This window comes from Streptomyces sp. NPDC045967 (assembly GCF_056430495.1).
In genome coordinates this window covers 110,092-128,428 of the sequence record NZ_JBWKLE010000015.1, presented here as the reverse complement: position 1 = coordinate 128,428, position 18,337 = coordinate 110,092, and the positions used below count along the sequence as shown (strand labels likewise).

The 18,337-nt window shown below is 72.9% G+C and carries 13 protein-coding genes and 1 riboswitch; of the genes, 3 read left to right on the top strand and 10 right to left on the bottom strand.

Going from position 1 to position 18,337, the window contains the following annotated elements:
• Positions 1-200: 200 nt before the first annotated feature.
• The 4 genes from AC07FY_RS25105 to AC07FY_RS25090 all read right to left on the bottom strand — a co-directional run bounded on the left by AC07FY_RS25105 (position 201) and on the right by AC07FY_RS25090 (position 5,530).
• On the bottom strand, positions 201-851 hold the full coding sequence (locus AC07FY_RS25105; protein ID WP_479009991.1) for a thymidine kinase: 651 nt from the start codon (positions 849-851) through the stop codon (positions 201-203).
• Positions 852-970: 119 nt separating this feature from the next.
• On the bottom strand, positions 971-2,176 hold the full coding sequence (locus tag AC07FY_RS25100; protein ID WP_479009988.1) for an alkaline phosphatase family protein: 1,206 nt from the start codon (positions 2,174-2,176) through the stop codon (positions 971-973).
• Positions 2,176-2,775: a DUF5998 family protein gene (locus tag AC07FY_RS25095; protein WP_069924106.1), complete on the bottom strand. Its 600-nt coding sequence runs from the start codon at positions 2,773-2,775 to the stop codon at positions 2,176-2,178. The genes AC07FY_RS25100 and AC07FY_RS25095 overlap by 1 nt, the downstream gene beginning before the upstream one ends.
• Positions 2,776-2,824: 49 nt before the next feature.
• Positions 2,825-5,530: a bifunctional acetate--CoA ligase family protein/GNAT family N-acetyltransferase gene (locus AC07FY_RS25090; RefSeq protein WP_479009985.1), complete on the bottom strand. Its 2,706-nt coding sequence runs from the start codon at positions 5,528-5,530 to the stop codon at positions 2,825-2,827.
• A 184-nt stretch (positions 5,531-5,714) separates the two neighbouring features.
• Here AC07FY_RS25090 and AC07FY_RS25085 point away from each other — a divergent pair, with 184 nt between their 5' ends.
• Positions 5,715-5,996 carry an HPr family phosphocarrier protein gene (locus AC07FY_RS25085; RefSeq protein WP_007267025.1) on the top strand — a complete coding sequence of 94 codons (282 nt, stop codon included), beginning with the start codon at positions 5,715-5,717 and terminating at the stop codon, positions 5,994-5,996.
• Between the two features lie 277 nt (positions 5,997-6,273).
• Here the strand turns inward: AC07FY_RS25085 and AC07FY_RS25080 are convergent, their stop codons facing one another.
• The 4 genes from AC07FY_RS25080 to AC07FY_RS25065 form a co-directional block, all read right to left on the bottom strand.
• On the bottom strand, positions 6,274-6,951 hold the full coding sequence (locus AC07FY_RS25080; protein ID WP_479009982.1) for a GntR family transcriptional regulator: 678 nt from the start codon (positions 6,949-6,951) through the stop codon (positions 6,274-6,276).
• A gap of 208 nt (positions 6,952-7,159) precedes the next feature.
• The gene (locus tag AC07FY_RS25075) at positions 7,160-7,957 is read right to left on the bottom strand and encodes a M23 family metallopeptidase (RefSeq protein ID WP_479009980.1); all 798 of its coding nucleotides are present in this window, start codon (positions 7,955-7,957) and stop codon (positions 7,160-7,162) included.
• Between the two features lie 12 nt (positions 7,958-7,969).
• Positions 7,970-8,129, bottom strand: a riboswitch (cyclic di-AMP (ydaO/yuaA leader).
• A 224-nt stretch (positions 8,130-8,353) separates the two neighbouring features.
• On the bottom strand, positions 8,354-9,721 hold the full coding sequence (locus tag AC07FY_RS25070; protein WP_479010025.1) for a M16 family metallopeptidase: 1,368 nt from the start codon (positions 9,719-9,721) through the stop codon (positions 8,354-8,356).
• A gap of 20 nt (positions 9,722-9,741) precedes the next feature.
• The gene (locus tag AC07FY_RS25065) at positions 9,742-11,097 is read right to left on the bottom strand and encodes a M16 family metallopeptidase (protein WP_479009977.1); all 1,356 of its coding nucleotides are present in this window, start codon (positions 11,095-11,097) and stop codon (positions 9,742-9,744) included.
• Between the two features lie 187 nt (positions 11,098-11,284).
• Between AC07FY_RS25065 and AC07FY_RS25060 the strand changes: the two genes are divergently transcribed.
• Complete coding sequence (locus AC07FY_RS25060) at positions 11,285-13,741, top strand: DNA gyrase/topoisomerase IV subunit A (protein ID WP_479009974.1); 2,457 nt, start codon at positions 11,285-11,287, stop codon at positions 13,739-13,741.
• Between the two features lie 110 nt (positions 13,742-13,851).
• Entirely contained in the window at positions 13,852-15,906 is a 2,055-nt protein-coding gene (locus AC07FY_RS25055) for a restriction endonuclease (protein WP_479009971.1), read from the top strand.
• On the opposite strand, the gene AC07FY_RS25050 is transcribed toward AC07FY_RS25055, so the two are convergent.
• On the bottom strand, positions 15,903-17,141 hold the full coding sequence (locus AC07FY_RS25050) for a CobW family GTP-binding protein (RefSeq protein ID WP_479009968.1): 1,239 nt from the start codon (positions 17,139-17,141) through the stop codon (positions 15,903-15,905). The genes AC07FY_RS25055 and AC07FY_RS25050 overlap by 4 nt on opposite strands.
• Before the next feature lie 14 nt (positions 17,142-17,155).
• Entirely contained in the window at positions 17,156-18,307 is a 1,152-nt protein-coding gene (locus AC07FY_RS25045; protein WP_479009965.1) for a citrate synthase, read from the bottom strand.
• Positions 18,308-18,337: the final 30 nt, after the last annotated feature.

The following is an 18,337-nucleotide window of genomic DNA, read 5'->3' as shown; positions in this document are numbered from 1 at the left end:
CTTGACAGGCGACCCGGCTACGGGAGCCCTCGGCCGGGCACGGCACCGGCATGCGGCTGCCGCACACCCGGCGCGTCTGAAGTCCGATCAGTCTCACCCGCACCACCCGGCGGGGCCATCACCAGCGTGGGTAGTCTCAGCGGGGCAGGGCGGGGCAGGGCGGGGCAGGGCGGGGCAGGGCAGGCAGGGCCCGGGCCGGGTCAGCCGTGGTTGACGGGGAGCACGTCCGGGGAGAGCGCCCCCGCGCGGGCCGAGGCCGAGGTCATCCGCTTGCGGTGGTGGCGGCGGCACAGGACCTCGTAGCCGATCTCCTCCGCCGGCCGGTTCACGTCGCCGACGACGACCTGCGCACCCTCGACGACCATCTCCCCGCCCACCGTGCGGGCGTTGTGCGTGGCCCGCGCCCCGCACCAGCACAGCGCCTCGACCTGGAGCTGCTCCAGCCGGTCGGCCAGCTCGATCATCCGCTGCGAGCCGGGGAAGAGCTTCGTGCGGAAGTCGGTCGTGATGCCGAAGGCGAAGACGTCCATGTCGAGGTCGTCCACGATTCGGGCCAGTTGGTCGATCTGCTCCGGGGCGAGGAACTGCGCCTCGTCCACGATCACGTAGTCCGCCCTGCCGCCCTTCGACAACTGGGCGACGAGGTAGGCGTACAGGTCCATCCCCTCCGGCGCCTCGACCGCCTCCGTCACCAGCCCGAGGCGCGAGGACAGCTTGCCCTCGCCCGCCCGGTCGTCACGGGTGAAGATCACGCCCTGGAGTCCGCGCGCGTCACGGTTGTGGGCGATCTGGAGCGCCAGGGTGCTCTTTCCGCAGTCCATCGTTCCGGAGAAGAACACCAGCTCGGGCATGGGAGGTACGGGGCCTTTCGGGTCGTGGCCGACAGGGGCCGGGCGCAAGCGCGGCCGGCAGGGGCGGGGGCGAGCGGGGCGGGAACGGGGGAGGCGGGAACGGGGGGAGCGGGCGGCGGTCAGGTGCGGATCTCGAGCAGCGGGACGAGCTGCTCGGCCGCGGTCATCGAGCCGTGCATGCCGACCAGCGCGGATTCGTTGGGCTCGGACCGCGACGCGGTGATGGCGGCATCGGCCTGGGCGGCGGCGATCACGTCGCCGATCCGGCCCAGCACCCGCTCGTCGCACTCCCCCGGCGTCCCGAACCAGCCCAGTTCCAGGGCCTCTTCGCGGCTCGCGACCCAGAACCGGTCGCCGAGCACCTCGCGCCACACCGTCAGCACGTCGGCCTCGGCGCCCGGTACCGCGTACACGTGCCGGGCCCGGCCCTCGCCGCCGAGCAGGGCCACGCCCGCGCCCAGCTCCCAGTCGTCGTCGAAGTCGATCCGCGACTCCTCGTCGAAGGGGATGTCCACCATGCCGTGGTCGGCCGTCACGTACAGCGCGGTCCTCGGCGGCAGTTGCTCGGCGAGCCGCTGCACCAGCCGGTCGACGCACATGAGCTGGCCGCGCCAAGCGTCGGAGTCCACCCCGTGCCGGTGGCCGGCCCCGTCGAGTTCGCTGTAGTACGTGTACACGAGCGAGCGGTCCCCGGCCGCGAGGCGTTCCGCCGCGAGGTCCATCCGATCCTCGCCGGTCATCCGGCCGAGGAAGGTGCCGCCGCTCAGCGCGATCTTGGTCAGGGGGGTGGTCTGGAAGGCGGGCGAGGAGACCTGCGCGGTGGCCACTCCCGCCGCTTCCGCCCGCTGGAAGACCGTCGGGTAGGGCTGCCAGGGCTTCGGCGCCGTCCACGGGTGCCAGCGGAGCTGGTTCATCAGCTCGCCGGTGGCCGGGTTGCGCACGGCGTAGCCCGGCAGGCCGTGCCGAGCGGGCGGCAGGCCGGTGCCGACCGAGGCGAGGGAGGTGGCGGTGGTCGCCGGGAAGCCCGAGGTGACCGGTCGGCCGGTGCCGCCGCGCGAGGTGCCGAGCAGGGAGGTCAGGTACGGGGCTTCGTCCGGGTGGGACTTGATCTGCTCCCAGCCCATGCCGTCGACCAGGAACACGCAGTTGCGGTCGGCCGGGGACAGCTCCGCGATCGAGGCGGTGAAACCGGGGACGCCCTGCCCGGCCACGAGCGTGGGCAGCAGGTCGGCGAGCGAGCCCGTGCCGTACTCGGGGACGGGCGCGCCCGCGAGGTCCAGCAGCTCCGGCTCGTCCTGCCAGTTCTGCGCCGCGGGGTGGGCCATCAGCGGGCGGAGGGGGAGGACGTGGCCGCGGTGGCCTCGGAGAGGGCCTGCGCGAAGACCAGGGTCTGGCGGACGGCCTCCGGCCCGTCGCCCGCCTCGCTGACCCGCAGGCTGAGGTCGTCCGCGGTGGAGTTGCCGGTGTAGCCGTGGTCGGAGTCGCAGTTCGGGTCGCCGCAGGCGGCCGGCTCCAGGTCGATCCGGGAGACCGCACCCCATCCGATGGTCAGGACGACCTCGCGCGGCAGGGTGCCCGGGGTGTAGGACTCCGGGTTGGCGACGACGCGGCTGAGCACCACGGAGGAGATGCTGGAAAGCTTGACCGACTCGGTGGAGGTGGTCGCGTACGGCGAGGGGGACCCGGCGTCGGCGGCCTGCTCGTCGGTGTGGCTGACGATGAACCGGTTGCCGGTCAGGACCAGCACCGTGACGTGGCGGCGGACCTCGTTGGAGTCGAAGGTCGTCTCCTGGTGGACCAGGTACGACGAGATCGGCTCGCCGCCCACCGCGGCCTCCACGGCCTCGGCCACGAGGGCCGGGTAGTAGCCGCTGCGCTCGATCGCCGTGCGCAGCCCCTGGGTCGTCGTACCGGATTTCGCCATGAGGTCCATCCTAAGGCCCGTGCGGGCCGTCCCGGCCGCGCCGGACCGCTCAGTAACTGGGGAGGGTCCGCGGGCCGAGATCACCGCGGGCGGGAGGGTGCGCGACGCGGACGGTGGCGCTGAGCACGGAGAGCCCCTCGGTGGCGACGACCACGGGCTCCAGGGAGACCCCGATCACCTCGGGGTGGTCGTCGACGAGCCGGGACACCCGCAGGAGCAGCTCCTCCAGGGCCGGGGTGTCGACGGGGTCGCTGCCGCGCCAGCCGAAGAGGAGCGGTGCGGCCCGGATGGACCGGATCAGCCCGGCGGTGTCCCGGTCGGTGGCCGGCACCAGGCGGTGGGCGGTGTCCCCGAGCAGCTCGGAGGGGACGCCGGCAAGGCCGAAGGAGAGGACGGCGCCGGCGGCCGGGTCGATGACGGAGCGGACGACGGTGTCGACCCCGCGCGGCACCATCGACTGGACCACCGGCTGGAGCTCGGCGGGCTTGCCGAGCAGCGCGGTGAGGTCGTCGTAGGTGCGCCGCAGCTCGGCCTCGTTCCTGAGGTCGAGCCGTACGCCGCCCAGGTCCGCCCGGTGGCGCAGGTGCGGGGCGGTGGTCTTGAGGGCGACGGGGTAGCCGAGGATCCCGGCGGCGCGGACCGCCGCGTCGGGGCTGGGCGCGGGCAGGGCGGGCAGGACTCGGATCCCGTAGCGGGCGAGCAGCTCGCGGGCGTCCCATTCGGCCAGGGTGTGCACGGCTCCGCCGTCGACGTCCGCCAGCAGACCGGCGAGCTGGGCGGCGGCCCCGGCCTCGTCGATGTCCTCGAACTCGGGCACGTGCCCGGCCTCTGCGTTGGCCCGCCGCCACTGCCCGTACCGGACGGCCTCGGCGAGCGCCTTCACGGCCCGCTCGGCGGCGGGGTAGCTCGGGATCCTGCCGCCGGGGCCCGACGGTGCGGACAGGGCGCCGGCCAGGTCGGCGAGCTCCACGTGGACGACCGCCACCGGCTTGCCGGGCCGCGCGGCCACGGCGGAGCGCAGCGCGTCGGCCAGGTCCCGCGCCGGCGCCTGCTCGTTCACCCAGGGGATCGCGGTGACCACGACCGCGTCGTTGGCGTCGGAGGCGAGGGCCTCGGCCAGCGCCGTGCGGAAGTCCTCGGGCGAGGCGGCGGTGGTCAGGTCGAGCGGCGGCAGCGGCCGCAGGCCCTGGGTCAGGCAGGCGTCGTAGGTGAGGAACCCCAGGGACTCGGAGTTCCCGAGGACCGCGACGCGCGGTCCGGCGGGCAGCGGCTGCGACGCCAGCAGCAGTCCGACGTCCACCAGCTCCGTCACCGTGTCGACCCGGATGACGCCCGCCTGCCGCAGCAGGGCGGAGACGGTCTCCTCCGGCAGCCGGGTGCCGGGGACCACGTGTCCGGCCGGGGTGTGGCGGCCGCCCTTGGCGACGACCACCGGCTTGACGGCGGCCGTCCGGCGGGCGAGGCGGGTGAACTTGCGCGGGTTGCCGAGGGTTTCCAGGTAGAGAAGGGCGACGTCGGTCGCCTCGTCGTCGTACCAGTACTGGAGGATGTCATTGCCCGAGACGTCGGCGCGGTTCCCGGCGGAGACGAAGGAGGACAGTCCCTCGCCGCGGCGCAGCAGGGCGGAGAGCAGGGCGATGCCGATCGCCCCGGACTGCGTGAACAGGCCGATCCGGCCGCGCATCGGCATCGGCGCGGGCGTCAGTGAGGCGTTGAGTTCCACTTCCGGCGCGGTGTTGATCACCCCGAAGGCGTTCGGCCCGATCAGGCGCATCCCGTACGAGCGCACCTGCCTGACGAGTTCGCGCTGGCGGGCGAGTCCGGCCGGGCCGCTCTCCCCGTATCCGGCGGACAGCACCACGAGTCCCTGGACGCCGTGCTCGCCGCAGGCCGCCACGGCCTCGGGGACCCGGTCCGCGGGGACGGCGACCACCGCGAGGTCGACGGGGGCGCCGATGGCGTCGACGGTGGGGTAGGCCCGTACGCCGTCCAGCAGATCGCGCGTGACCGCCTCGTTGACCGCGTACAGGTGGCCGTGGAAGCCGCTGTCGCGCAGGGTGCGCAGGGCAGCGGCGCCGATGCCCGCTCCGGAGCGGCTGACTCCGATCACCGCGACCGAGCCGGGGGCGAGCAGCCGCTGCACCGAGCGGGCCTCCGCGCGCTGTTCGCGGGCGCGCTGCACGGCGAGGGATTCGGCGGTGGGTTCGAGGTCGAGGGTGAGGCGGACGGAGCCGTCCTCGAAGCTGCGCTTCTGTTGGTAGCCGGCGTCCGTGAACACCTTGATCATCTTGTTGTTGGCGGGCAGCACCTCGGCGGCGAACCGGCGGATGCCCCGCTCCCGGGCCACCGCGCCGATGTGTTCGAGGAGCGCCGAGGCCACTCCGCGGCCCTGGTGGGCGTCCTGGACCAGGAAGGCGACCTCGGCCTCGTCGGCGGGGCCGGTGGCGGGCCTGCCCTCGGCGCCGATGCGGTCGTAGCGGACGGTGGCGATGAACTCCCCGCCGATGGTCGCCGCCAGGCCGACCCGGTCGACGTAGTCGTGGTGTGTGAACCGGTGCACGTCGCGGTCGGAGAGCCGGGGATAGGGGGCGAAGAAGCGGTAGTACTTCGACTCGTCGGACACCTGCTCGTAGAAGCTGACCAGCCGGCCCGCGTCGTCCGGGCTGATCGGCCGGATCCGGGCGGTGCCGCCGTCGCGCAGGACGACGTCCGCCTCCCAGTGGGCCGGGTACGAGGGGTCCGACTCGGTGGTCATGGGGGCCAGCTTACGGCCGGGAACCGCCTGGCAGCGTGCGCGCGGCGCATCCGGCGGACGGGGGCGGAACGATGCAAGCTGGGGAAGGTCCGACGGCGGAGGACCGGGCCGGAGGTCGGTCGGAGCATTCCGGACGTCGTGAGAGACTGGTCTAGACAACCGTAAGAACCTGAAGGGCATCACCATGGCAGAGCGCCGCGTCAACGTCGGCTGGGCCGAGGGCCTGCACGCTCGTCCCGCCTCGATCTTCGTCCGTGCGACGACCGCTTCCGGCGTCCCGGTGACCATCGCCAAGGCCGGTGGCGACCCCGTCAACGCCGCCTCCATGCTGGCGGTCCTGGGCCTCGGCGCCCAGGGTGGCGAGGAGATCGTCCTCGCCTCCGACGCCGAGGGCGCCGACGCGGCGCTCGACCGTCTCGCGAAGCTGGTCGCCGAGGGTCTCGAAGAGCTCCCCGAGACCGTCTGACCCTTCGGGTTCGACCCTCGCGTCGTCCCCCGTGCGACCGCGGCGGGCCCACCGGCCCGCACGGTCCTCCGCGCGAAAGCCGCGGCCCCGCCACCCGGGGGCCGCGGCTTCCGCGTTCGCGCGGCGGAATTCAAGCGATCCGCCTCCCCTGGCGCGCCGGCACCGCATTCACGCCGCCCGAATTCAGGGAGAGGCGCCCGTGCGCATATCGCCCGCACACATGTCGTCCGTAGGCATATGGGCCGCGCACATATTCCCTCTTTGTATCCGGCCCCAGTTAATAGCGGCCGCCGGACATGTTTACGGCGCGTTGCGAAGTGCTCACGGCCGCCCCCGCGCGCGGCCGGTGCGCGCCCGCCGCCCGTTCGGCGTGGAGGGCCGTCAGCGTCCGCGCGCGCTCCGCGTCCCCCCGCGCCACCGCGTCCACCACCGCCCCGTGCTCCGCCCAGGAGTCCACCGGCCGGGCCGGCGCCTCCACCACGTACATCCACGCCAGCTTCCGCCGCGTCTGCGTCAGCAGCGCGATCAGACCGGGGCTCCTGGACGCCTGCGCGAGGGTCTCGTGGAACCAGCCGCCCAGGGAGCGCAGGTCCTCGCTCTGGCCCCGCCTGGCCCGCTCCTGGCCCAGTCTGACCAGGCCGCGCAGCACCTTGAGGTGAGACTCGGTGCGCCGCCGGGCCGCGCGGGCCGCCGCCAGCGGCTCCAGCAGCGTCCGCAGCTCGAGGAGGTCCGCCGCCTCCTGCTCGGTCGGCTCGGCCACGCAGGCGCCCGCGTGCCGGCGCGTGGTCACGAACCCCTCGGACTCCAGGGTCCGCAGCGCCTCGCGCACCGGGACCCGCGAGACCCCGTACCGGCGGGCCAGCAGTTCCTCGGTCAGCCTGCCGCCCGGCTCGAACACCCCGGAGACGATGTCGTCGCGGATCGCTGTGCACACCGCGTGCGCGGGAATACGCAAGACCGGACCTCCACCTTTTCCGCTTTTCGACTGCCACGCCGACGACACGAGCAGAACACTCATGACACTTGTGCGCGTACCGCGACTCTATTGCAACACACGATGATTTCCGAGAGCGGCCGGAAATGAGGGATGCCGAATTCGCCGGAGCAGCACGAAGGCCCCGGCTCGGGGAGCCGGGGCCTTCGGTGCTGCGGTGCGATGCGGGTCAGAGGCTGACGCCGTGCGAGCGCAGATAGGAGACCGGGTCGATGTCCGAGCCGTAGTCGGCACCGGTGCGGGCCTCGAAGTGCAGGTGCGGGCCGCTGGAGTTGCCCGTGGAGCCCGACAGGCCGATCTTCTGGCCGGGGGTGACCTGCTGGCCGACGGAGACGCTCAGCGAGGCCATGTGCCCGTACTGGGTGTACGTACCGTCGTTGTGCTTGATCACGACGTTGTTGCCGTACGCGCCGCCCCAGCCGGCCTCGACGACGACACCGGCGCCGACCGCGCGGACGGTGGTGCCGGAGGCGGCGTGGAAGTCGATGCCCGTGTGGCTGCCGGAGGACCACATGCCGCCGCCCGCCTTGTACTGCGTGCTGACGTACGAGCTGTCGAGCGGGGAGACGAAGGTGTTGAGGCGCTTGCGCTCCTCCTCGCGCGCGGCACGCTCGGCGGCCTCGCGCTCGGCCTTCGCCTTGACCTCGGCGAGGCGCTTGGACTCGGCGGCCCGCTGCCTGGCGTCGGCCTCGGCCTGCGCCTTGGCGGCGGCGTGCTCGGCGGCACGCTGCTGGGAGGCGGCCTGGTCCTCGATGTCACCCGCGAGGTCCTCGGCGACGACGACCGCGCCGAGCGCGTTGTCCGAGGAGGAGTGGTTGTCGCTGCTGTCCGCGGCGAAGGCCGGGGCGGCGAGGGAGCCGACGACACCAGTGGTGGCGAGGGCGGCTATACCGGCGTAGCCGGCGGTCTTGCGGCTCAAACGGCTGGAACCGCGGTGCTTGCCGGCGGCACGACTGCCAAACGCCATGAAGGGGCTGATCCTTTCCTTCCCTCTCGCCTACCGGGTTAGCTGACGGGTTCGGAGCAGGAAGGTCTCCTACGGGCCTCCTCTTGCGAGGCGGTCCGATTCACCCCAGGGACTGATGTGGGTCCCCGGCTCCCCAGGCTTGCGCCTGACGGGGACTCGGCGATCGCTGCCCGGTGCCGCGGGTGCGGCGCGTACAACTGACGGACAGCACAGGTGACGCTAGGCGGATCATCCGTCAATCGCCAAACAGAGACGCCTTTTTGTTGCGTACGCCACACCGCATAAAAGCTACCTCTCCACTAAACGGACAAAGGGGCTTCCGGCAGACATGTCCGCCGGAAGCCCCTTGCCGGGCCGCCCGGCACCGCTCGTGCAGCGCCGTGCCGCCCGTGGAGGTCAGTTGGTGACGACGCTCACGGGGCCGATTCCCAGGGCCCGCACCGGCTCCTCGATCTGCGCCGCGTCGCCCACCAGGACCGTCACCAGCCGGTCCGCGGGGAAGGCGTTCACGACCGCCGAAGTCGCCTCCACGGTGCCGGTTTCCGCGAGCCGCGCGTACAACTGCGCCTGGTAGTCGTCCGGCAGCTCCTGCTCGACCTGGTCGGCCAGGGTGCCCGCGACCGAGGCGGCCGTCTCGAACTTGAGCGGGGCCACGCCCACCAGGTTCTGCACGGCCACGTCCCGTTCGGCGTCGGTCAGGCCGCCCTCCGCGAGGGTGCGCAGCACCTTCCACAGGTCCTCGAGCGCCGGGGCGGTGTTCGGGGTGTCCACCGAGCCGCTGATGGCCAGCATCGAGGCGCCCTTGCCGTCGGCCGTGGAGCGCAGCACCTGACCGAAGGCGCGCACGCCGTAGGTGTAGCCCTTCTCCTCGCGCAGCACCTTGTCCAGCCGGGACGTCAGGGTGCCGCCCAGGCAGTACGTGCCGAGCACCTGGGCCGCCCACGCCGCGTCGTGCCGGTCCGGCCCGATCCGGCCGATCAGCAGCTGCGTCTGGACCGCACCGGGCCGGTCCACGATGACGACGCGGCCGGTGTCGTCGGCGGTCACCGGCGGCACCGGGAGGGCCTCGGCGGTGTCACCGGTCCAGGCGCCCAGGGTGTCGGCGAGGACCGCGTCCAGGTCGAGGCCGGTCAGGTCCCCGACGACCACGGCGGTGGCGGTGGCGGGGCGTACGTGGGCCTCGTAGAAGGCGCGGACGGCCGCGGCGTCGATCCGGGCGACCGTCTCCTCGGTGCCCTGGCGCGGGCGGGACATCCGCAGGCTCGCCGGGAAGAGCTCCTTGGAGAGCTGCTTGGCGGCGCGGCGCTGGGGGTTGGCCAGCTCGTGGGGGATCTCGTCGAGCCGGTTGCGCACCAGCCGGCCGACCTCGGCGTCGGCGAAGGCCGGTGCGCGCAGGGCGTCGGCGAGCAGGCCGAGCGCCTTGGGCAGCCGGGAGGCCGGGACCTCCAGGGAGACCCTCAGGCCCGGGTGGTCGGCGTGCGCGTCGAGGGTGGCGCCGCAGCGCTCCAGCTCGGCGGCGAACTCCTCGGCGGAGTGCTTGTCGGTGCCCTCGGACAGGGCGCGCGCCATGATGGTCGCCACGCCGTCGAGGCCCTCGGGCTCGGCGTCCAGCGGGGCGGCGAGGTTGACCTCGACCGCGATCACCTGCTGGCCCGGGCGGTGGCAGCGCAGCAGCGTCAGGCCGTTGGGGAGCACCGAGCGGTCGGGGGCCGGGAAGGCCCACGGCTGCGGCTCGCCGGCCTGCGGGCGCGGGTGGAAGGTCATCGTGACGGCTGCGGTGTCGCTCACTGCTCCGCCCCCTCGTTCTCGTCGTCGTTCCCGGCGGACTCGTCGGAGCCGGCCAGCGGCTCGTAGACCAGCACCGCGCGGTTGTCAGGGCGCAGTCGGGCCGCTGCCACCGCCTGCACCTCCTCGGCGGTGATGTCCAGGACCCGCTGGACGGCGGTCAGGGCCAGCTGCGGGTCGCCGAAGAGCACAGCGAACCGGCACAGTTCGTCGGCCCGGCCCGCGACCGTGCTCAGCCGGTCCAGCCACTCGCGCTCGAGCTGCGCCTGGGCGCGCTCCATCTCCTCGGCGGTCGGGCCCTCGGCGGCGAACCGCGCGAGCTCCTCGTCCACGGCCGCCTCGATGTCCGGGACCTCGACCCCGCCGGAGGTCTTGACGTCCAGCCAGCCCAGCGAGGGCGCTCCGGCCAGGCGCAGCATGCCGAACCCGGCCGCGACGGCGCTCTGGTCGCGGCGCACCAGACGGTTGTGGAGCCGCGAGGACTCGCCGCCGCCCAGCACGGTCAGCGCCACGTCGGCGGCGTCGCACTCGCGGGTGCCGTCGTGCGGGAGCCGGTAGGCGGCCATCAGCGCACGCGCCGGGACCTCCTCGACGATCTCCTCGCGCAGCTCGCGGCCGATGACCTCGGGCAGGGTGCCGTCCCGGGGCGGCTGCTTGCCGTCGTGCGAGGGGATGGTCCCGAAGTACTTCTCGACCCAGGCGAGCGTGCGCTCCGGGTCGATGTCGCCGACGATCGACAGGACCGCGTTGTTGGGCGCGTAGTACGTGCGGAAGAAGGCGCGCGCGTCCTCGAGGGAGGCGGCGTCCAGATCGGCCATCGAGCCGATCGGGGTGTGGTGGTACGGGTGGCCGGCGGGGTAGGCCAGCGCGGTCAGCCTCTCGAAGGCGGTGCCGTACGGGACGTTGTCGTACCGCTGGCGGCGCTCGTTCTTGACGACGTCGCGCTGGTTCTCCATGGACTCCTCGTCCAGGGCGGCCAGCAGCGAGCCCATCCGGTCCGCCTCCAGCCACAGCGCGAGCTCCAGCTGGTGGGTCGGCATCGTCTCGAAGTAGTTGGTGCGCTCGAAGCTGGTGGTGCCGTTGAGGGAGCCGCCGGCGCCCTGGACCAGCTCGAAGTGGCCGTTGCCCGACACGTTCGCCGAGCCCTGGAACATCAGGTGCTCGAAGAGGTGAGCCAGGCCGGTACGCCCCTTGACTTCGTGGCGGGAGCCGACGTCGTACCAGAGGCAGACCGCGGCGACCGGGGTCAGGTGGTCCTCGGACAGCACCACGCGCAGGCCGTTGGCCAGCCGGTGCTCGGTCGCTGTCAGGCCGCCGGAGCCGGCCTGGGCTGTGGCCGTGTGACCCATGGGCATGTGGTCCCTTCGATACGCGATGCAGAGATTTCCGTCAGACCTGCCACTGTATGCAAGCGCGACGGCGACCGGATAAGTTCCCGGGTCACCCCCTGGGGTCGGAGTCCGGGTTGTCGGTGCCTCGGGCCACAATGGTCCGCGTCAGACCCCCAGCACCCCCCATTCTTGGTTAAGGAGCCGCGCAGCGATGGCCCGCCGCAGCACGAAGACCCCGCCGCCGGAGGATTTCGAGGAGAAGATCCTCGACATCGACGTCGTCGACGAAATGCAGGGCTCCTTCCTCGAGTACGCGTACTCGGTGATCTACTCCCGTGCCCTGCCCGACGCCCGCGACGGCATGAAGCCGGTGCACCGCCGCATCGTGTACCAGATGAACGAGATGGGTCTGCGCCCCGACCGCGGCTACGTCAAGTGCGCCCGTGTCGTCGGCGAGGTCATGGGCAAGCTCCACCCGCACGGCGACGCGTCGATCTACGACGCCCTCGTCCGCATGGCCCAGCCGTTCTCCATGCGGCTTCCGCTGGTCGACGGCCACGGCAACTTCGGTTCGCTCGGCAACGACGACCCGCCGGCCGCGATGCGCTACACCGAGTGCAAGATGGCCGACGCCACGTCGCTGATGACGGAGTCGATCGACGAGGACACCGTCGACTTCACCGCCAACTACGACGGCCAGGAGCGGGAGCCGGTCGCACTGCCCGCCGCCTATCCGAACCTGCTGGTCAACGGCGCGTCCGGGATCGCGGTCGGCATGGCGACCAACATGCCCCCGCACAACCTGGGCGAGGTCATCGCGGCGGCCCGGCACCTGATCCGCCACCCGCAGGCGGACCTGGAGGCGCTGATGCGCTTCGTCCCCGGTCCGGACCTGCCCACGGGCGGCCGGATCGTCGGGCTCGCGGGGATCAAGGACGCGTACGAGAACGGCCGCGGCACCTTCAAGATCCGCGCGACGGTGGCGGTGGAGAACGTGACGGCGCGCCGCAAGGGGCTGGTCGTCACGGAACTGCCCTTCACGGTCGGCCCCGAGAAGGTCATCGCGAAGATCAAGGACCTGGTCGGCGCGAAGAAGCTCCAGGGCATCGCGGACGTCAAGGACCTCACCGACCGCTCGCACGGCCTGCGCCTGGTCATCGAGATCAAGAACGGCTTCCACCCGGAGGCCGTGCTGGAACAGCTCTACAAGCTGACGCCGATGGAGGAGTCCTTCGGCATCAACAACGTGGCCCTGGTGGACGGGCAGCCGCTCACGCTCGGCCTCAAGGAGCTGCTGGAGGTCTACCTCGACCACCGCTTCGAGGTCGTCCGGCGGCGCAGCGAGTTCCGCCGCGGCAAGCGGCGCGACCGGCTGCACCTGGTCGAGGGCCTGCTGGTGGCGCTGCTCGACATCGACGAGGTCATCCGGCTCATCCGGGACAGCGACAACTCCGCGCAGGCCAAGGAGCGGCTCATCGCGCACTTCTCGCTGAGCGAGATCCAGACCCAGTACATCCTGGACACCCCGCTGCGCCGGCTCACCCGGTTCGACCGGATCGAGCTGGAGTCCGAGCGCGACCGGCTCACGGGTGAGATCGACGAGCTGACCGGGATCCTGGACTCCGACTCCGAGCTGCGCAAGCTGGTCTCCGCGGAACTGGCGGCGGTCGCGAAGAAGTTCGGCACCGAGCGCCGTACGGTGCTGCTGGAGTCGGCGGGCACGGCGGTCGGCACGGTACCGCTGGAGGTCGCGGACGACCCCTGCCGCGTGCTGCTGTCCTCGACGGGCCTGTTGGCACGCACCGTGACCGGCGAACCGCTGCCCGAGTCGGAGGGCGGCCCCCGCGCCAAGCACGACCTGATCGTCTCGCAGGTCGCGGCCACCGCCCGCGCCGAGGTCGGCGCGGTCACGTCGTACGGGCGGCTGCTGCGGCTGTCGGTGATCGACCTGCCGCAGTTGCCGGACACGCACGCCGCGCCGAACCTGGCGGGCGGCGCCCCGGTCGCGGAGTTCCTCTCCGGGCTGGAGCCGGACGAGAAGCTGATCTGCCTGACCTCGCTGGACGAGACCTCGCAGGGCCTGGCGCTGGGAACCGAGCAGGGCGTGGTCAAGCGCGTGGTACCGGACTACCCGGCCAACAAGGACGAACTGGAGGTCATCACCCTCAAGGAGGGCGACCGGATCGTCGGCGCGGTCGAGCTGCGCACGGGCGAGGAGGACCTGGTCTTCCTCACCGACGACGCCCAGCTGCTGCGCTACCCGGCCTCGCAGGTGCGCCCGCAGGGCCGCCCGGCCGGTGGTATGGCGGGCATCAAGCTCGCCGGGAACGCCAAGGTGATCCACTTCTCCGCCGTCGACCCGGCGCGGGACGCGGTGGTGTTCACCGTCGCCGGCTCGCACGGGACGCTGGACGACTCGGTGCTGTCGGGGAAGCTGACCCCCTTCGACCAGTATCCGCGCAAGGGGCGCGCCACCGGCGGTGTGCGCTGCCAGCGGTTCCTGAAGGGCGAGGACGTGCTGGTGCTGGCCTGGGCGGGCAACGCACCGGTCCGGGCGGCCACGGCGAACGGCACTCCGGCCGAGCTGCCGGCCGTGGACCCGCGCCGCGACGGCTCGGGCACTGCGCTGCCCGCCACCGTGGCGGCGCTGGCCGGAGGCGCGCTGTAGGACGGACGCCGCCCTTCGGGTGGTACGCCCCGAGGGGGGACGTACCACCCGAAGGGCGACTAGTGTTTTCCCCCTTGGCACTGGCGGGTGGGGCGGGGAGAACAGAGCTGATGAGTCGTCGCGCGGGCGGAGTGATCGGGGACTGGGCCGAGGCCCAGCGCCGGGCGCAGCAGACGCAGGTGATCCAGCAACGGCAGGTGGAGCGCCGGCTGCGGGAGCAGCGGGCCGCCGACCGGCAGTACCGCGAGGGCGAGGCCCGGCGGCGTACGGAGGCGATCGAGGCGGAAGTCGCCGTCCTGCAGGGGCTGCTGGCCGCGGGGTGCCGGGCGCCGGCGTTCCGGACGGCCGGGCTGGTCCGGTCCGAGCAGCTCGAACCCTTCGCCCCGGGCACGCTGGCGCACCCCGTGCCGATGCCGCAGCTGCACCAGTTCCAGCAGCAGAGCACGGGCTGGACGCTCGGCTCGAACCGGCGGGCCCAGGCCGAGCGCGAGGCGCACGCCCGGTACACGCAGGCATGGCAGGCGGCGCACGCCGCGGAGGCCCAGCGGCAGCAGCGGTTGGCGGACTACCGGCGGAGCTACGACCGCTGGGCCGCGGACCAGCTCGCGGGGATCCGCGCGCACAACGCGGGACTCACCGCGCTGGCCGGGGCGCTGCGGGCGGGTGACGCCGACGCCGTGGTGGAGTACTTCTCGGCCGCCCTCTACGCCTCGGCGGCCTGGCCCGAGCAGGTGCCGAGGCAGGTGGCGGCCGCGTACGACCCGGCGGCGCGCCAGCTGGTGCTGGACTGGGAGCTGCCGGGGTACGCGGTGGTACCGCAGGCCAAGTCGGTGCGGTACGTGCCGAGCACGGGCCTGGACAAGGAGACCGCGCGCCCGGCCACGCAGCGGCGGGCGCTGTACCGGGACCTGCTGGCGCAGTGCGTCCTGCTGGTGGTGCACGAGCTCTACGCGGCGGACGAGTTCGGCGTGCTGTCCTCGGTGGTGGTCAACGGCTTCGTGGAAGCCCCCGATCCGGTGACGGGGCAGGAGGCGCAGCTCGTACTCGCCACCGTGTCGGCGGTGCGGTCCGCCTTCGAAGGGCTGCGGCTGGAGCAGGTCAGCGCCGTGGACTGCCTGGTCGAGGGACTGCGGGGGCAGTTGTCGGCGCGGCCCGACCAGCTGAGCGCGGTCCGCCCGGGGCGGCGGCCCGGCGAGGTCGGCGGTGGGGTCGTCAGCCACGGCGGTCAGGCGGGTGACGGCGAGGAGGAGCCCGACCTGTTCGAGATGGACCCCATCGCCTTCGAGAACCTGGTGGCGGAGCTCTTCCGGGCGATGGGCATGGAGGCCCTGACCACCCAGCGGTCGGGGGACGGCGGCGTGGACATCGAGGCGCACGATCCGTCCCCCATCACCGGCGGGCGGATCGTGGTGCAGGTCAAGCGCTACCGGAACACGGTGTCACCGACGGCGGTGCGGGATCTGTACGGCACGGTCCAGGACAAGGGGGCGAACAAGGGGGTGCTGGTCACCACCGCGTCCTTCGGGCCGGGGTCGTACACCTTTGCCAACGGCAAGCCGCTGGAGTTGGTTCCCGGCGAGAAGCTGGTGGAACTGCTGCACCGGTACGGGCTGCGCGGCCGCCTCGGCGGCGGTCCCGCCGGCGTCCCCGCGCAGCGCGCCCCCGAGCCCGACCCGTCCCCGGACCACAACGTGCTCGGCATGTCCTGGTCGGGTGCGGTCGCCCTCGACGTGTGCGCGCTGGTCTGCACGGGCGGCCGGGTCCTGAGCGAGGACCACTTCGTCTTCTTCAACAACCCCGGGACGCCGGACGGTTCGGTGCGCGCCCGCGCCCACACGGCGCCCGACAAGGCCGCCCTGGAGGTCACCTTCGAGGCCCTGCCCCGGGAGGCGGACCGGCTGGTCCTGGTGGCCGCGATCGACCCGGAGGCCGATCCGCACGCGGACCTCGCCGGTTTCACCGACGCCCGGATCCGGCTCCTCGACGCGGCGGGCGCGGAGGCCGGACAGCTGGAGGTCTCGGACGGCCGGGCGGGCGAAACCGCGCTCGTCCTCGGCTCCTTCCGGCGCCGGGCGAACGGCGACTGGGACTTCGTGATCGGCGGCAAGGGCTACCGGGGCGGGTTGGAGGACCTGCTGCGCGAGTACGGGGTCGAGGTCGCCTAGACCTCGGGCTCGTACGCGTCGTCCGGCCCGGGCTCGTACGCGTCCTCTGGGTCGCACCCGTACGCGTCCTCCGTCTCGGGCCCGTACGCGTCCTCCGGCTCGGGCTCCGGCTCCGCCTGGGGCGCGGCGTCGGCCTCGGCCGTTTCGGCCTCCGGCTGCCCGGCCTCGGCCGGCCGGGCCACGTAGCGCAGGATCCCCCACATGCTCTCCGGGCCCAGTGCTTGGGGTGCCTCCTCCCGGCAGGCCCCGAGGTCGCGCAGGAGGGCCGGGCCGTCGGTGCCGGAGCCGATCAGGACGAGTTGGGACAGCCGGGGTTCGCCGGGCCCCCAGGGCTGCGGGGCGAACCGGAGGAACCGGCCGACCGCGTGGAGCTCGTACTTCTCCTCGTGCCCGGGAACGCCGAAGTACACGAAGCCCTTGATCCGGTACAGCCCGGCGGGACGGCGGTCGAGGAAGTCGATGAACCGGCGCGGCGAAAGGGCTTGCTCCGAGACGAACTCGACGCTCTCGTAGGCCGCATGGACGTGGGATCCGTGGTCGCGGTCCTGGTCGTGGTCGTGGCCCTCGCCGCGGCCCTCCGCCTCCGCGATCAGGTCCTCGAAGGAGAGCTGCCCCCGGGTCTCGGTCCACGGCCGCCGGTCGAAGAGCAGCTCGGGATCGATCCGGCCGTGGTCGGCGCCGACGACCGGGATGCCCGGGGCACTGAGGGTGGCCAGCAGGCCCTCGATCCGGGCCCGCTCCACGGCGTCCACCCGGTCGGTCTTGTTGAGGACGACCAGGTCCGCGACAGCGAGGTGCCGGTCGGTCTCCGGGTGCCGGGACCGGGTCGCGTCGAACTCCGCCGCATCCACGACCTGGACCATGCCGCCGTATCGGACGTCGGGGTTCTCATTGGCCATGAGCATGCGGATCATCTCCTGGGGCTCGGCCAGCCCGCTCGCCTCGATGACGATCACGTCGATGCGGTGCGCGGGCGCGGCCAGCTTCTCCAGGTACGCGTCGAGCTCGCTGCCGTCGACGGCGCAGCACAGGCAGCCGCCGCCGAGGGAGACCATCGAGTCGCCGACCTGGCCGGCCACGGCCATGGCGTCGACCTCGATCGAGCCGAAGTCGTTGACAACCACGCCGATGCGGGTGCCGCCGCGGTGGGCGAGGAGGTGGTTGAGCACGGTGGTCTTGCCGGATCCGAGGAATCCGGTGAGGACCACGACGGGGATGGGCTGCCTGCTGTTCACCCGGTCGATCGTAGTCAGCCCGGGGTGGGCACCGGCTGCGGCGGGGTGGGACCCGTGTACCGGGCGGCCGGACGGATGATCTTGGAATCGGCGGCCTGCTCCAGGACGTTCGCGCTCCAGCCGACCACGCGGGCCGCGCAGAACGTCGGGGTGAACATCTCGCGCGGGAGGCCGCACAGCTCCATCACCACGCCCGCGTAGAACTCCACGTTGGTGTGCAGCTCGCGGCCGGGCTTGAGTTCGGCGAGGATCTCCTCGACCTGGCGCTCGACTTCGACGGCGAAGTCCACCAGCGGGCCGCCGAACCCGCGGGCGATGTCCCGCAGCATCCGCGACCGCGGGTCCTCGGTGCGGTAGACGGGGTGGCCGAAGCCCATGATCCGCTCCCCTGCCAGGACCCGCTCGCGGATCCACGGCCCGATCCGGTCGGCGGTGCCTATGGCGTCCAGCGTGTCCAGGGCCCGGCTCGGGGCGCCGCCGTGGAGGGGGCCGGAGAGCGCCCCGACGGCTCCGGTCAGGCAGGCGGCGACGTCGGCTCCCGTCGACGCGATGACCCGGGCGGTGAAGGTTGAGGCGTTGAACCCGTGGTCGATGGTGGAGATCAGGTACCGCTCTATCGCCCGGGCCTTGACCGCGTCGGGCTCCTGCCCGGTCAGCATGTACAGGTAGTTCGCGGCGTACGGGAGGTCGTCGCGCGGCTCGACCGGCTCCAGCCCCCGCCCCAGCCGGTACAGGGCGGTGAGCAGGGTCGGCACGGCGGCGCAGGCGGCCAGCGCGTCGGCAGCCCGGCGATCGGGGTCGAGGTCGTAGACCGGGCGGAATCCGGCGGAGGCACCGAGCAGCGACAGGGCGGTGCGCAGTCCGGAGAGCGGCCCGGAGAGCGCGGAGGCCCGGGCGAGGGCCGGTAGGGCGCCGCGCACCTCGGCGGGCAGCCGGCGCAGCGGAGCGGTCTCCGCGGCGAACGCGGCGCGCCGGGCCTCGTCCGCGGGCAGCGCGCCGCGGAACATCAGGTGCCAGACGTCCTCGAAGCTGCGGCTCTCGGCGAGCTCCACGGCCGAGTACTGGCGGTAGTGGTAGAAGCCCTCTCGGCCCCGGACGTCACCGAGTTCGGTGTCGGTGACCACGACGCCCGCGAGACCGCGGGGCACTGCGGTGGTGATGTTCATGCACCGACCATCAATGATTGATGCAATCCT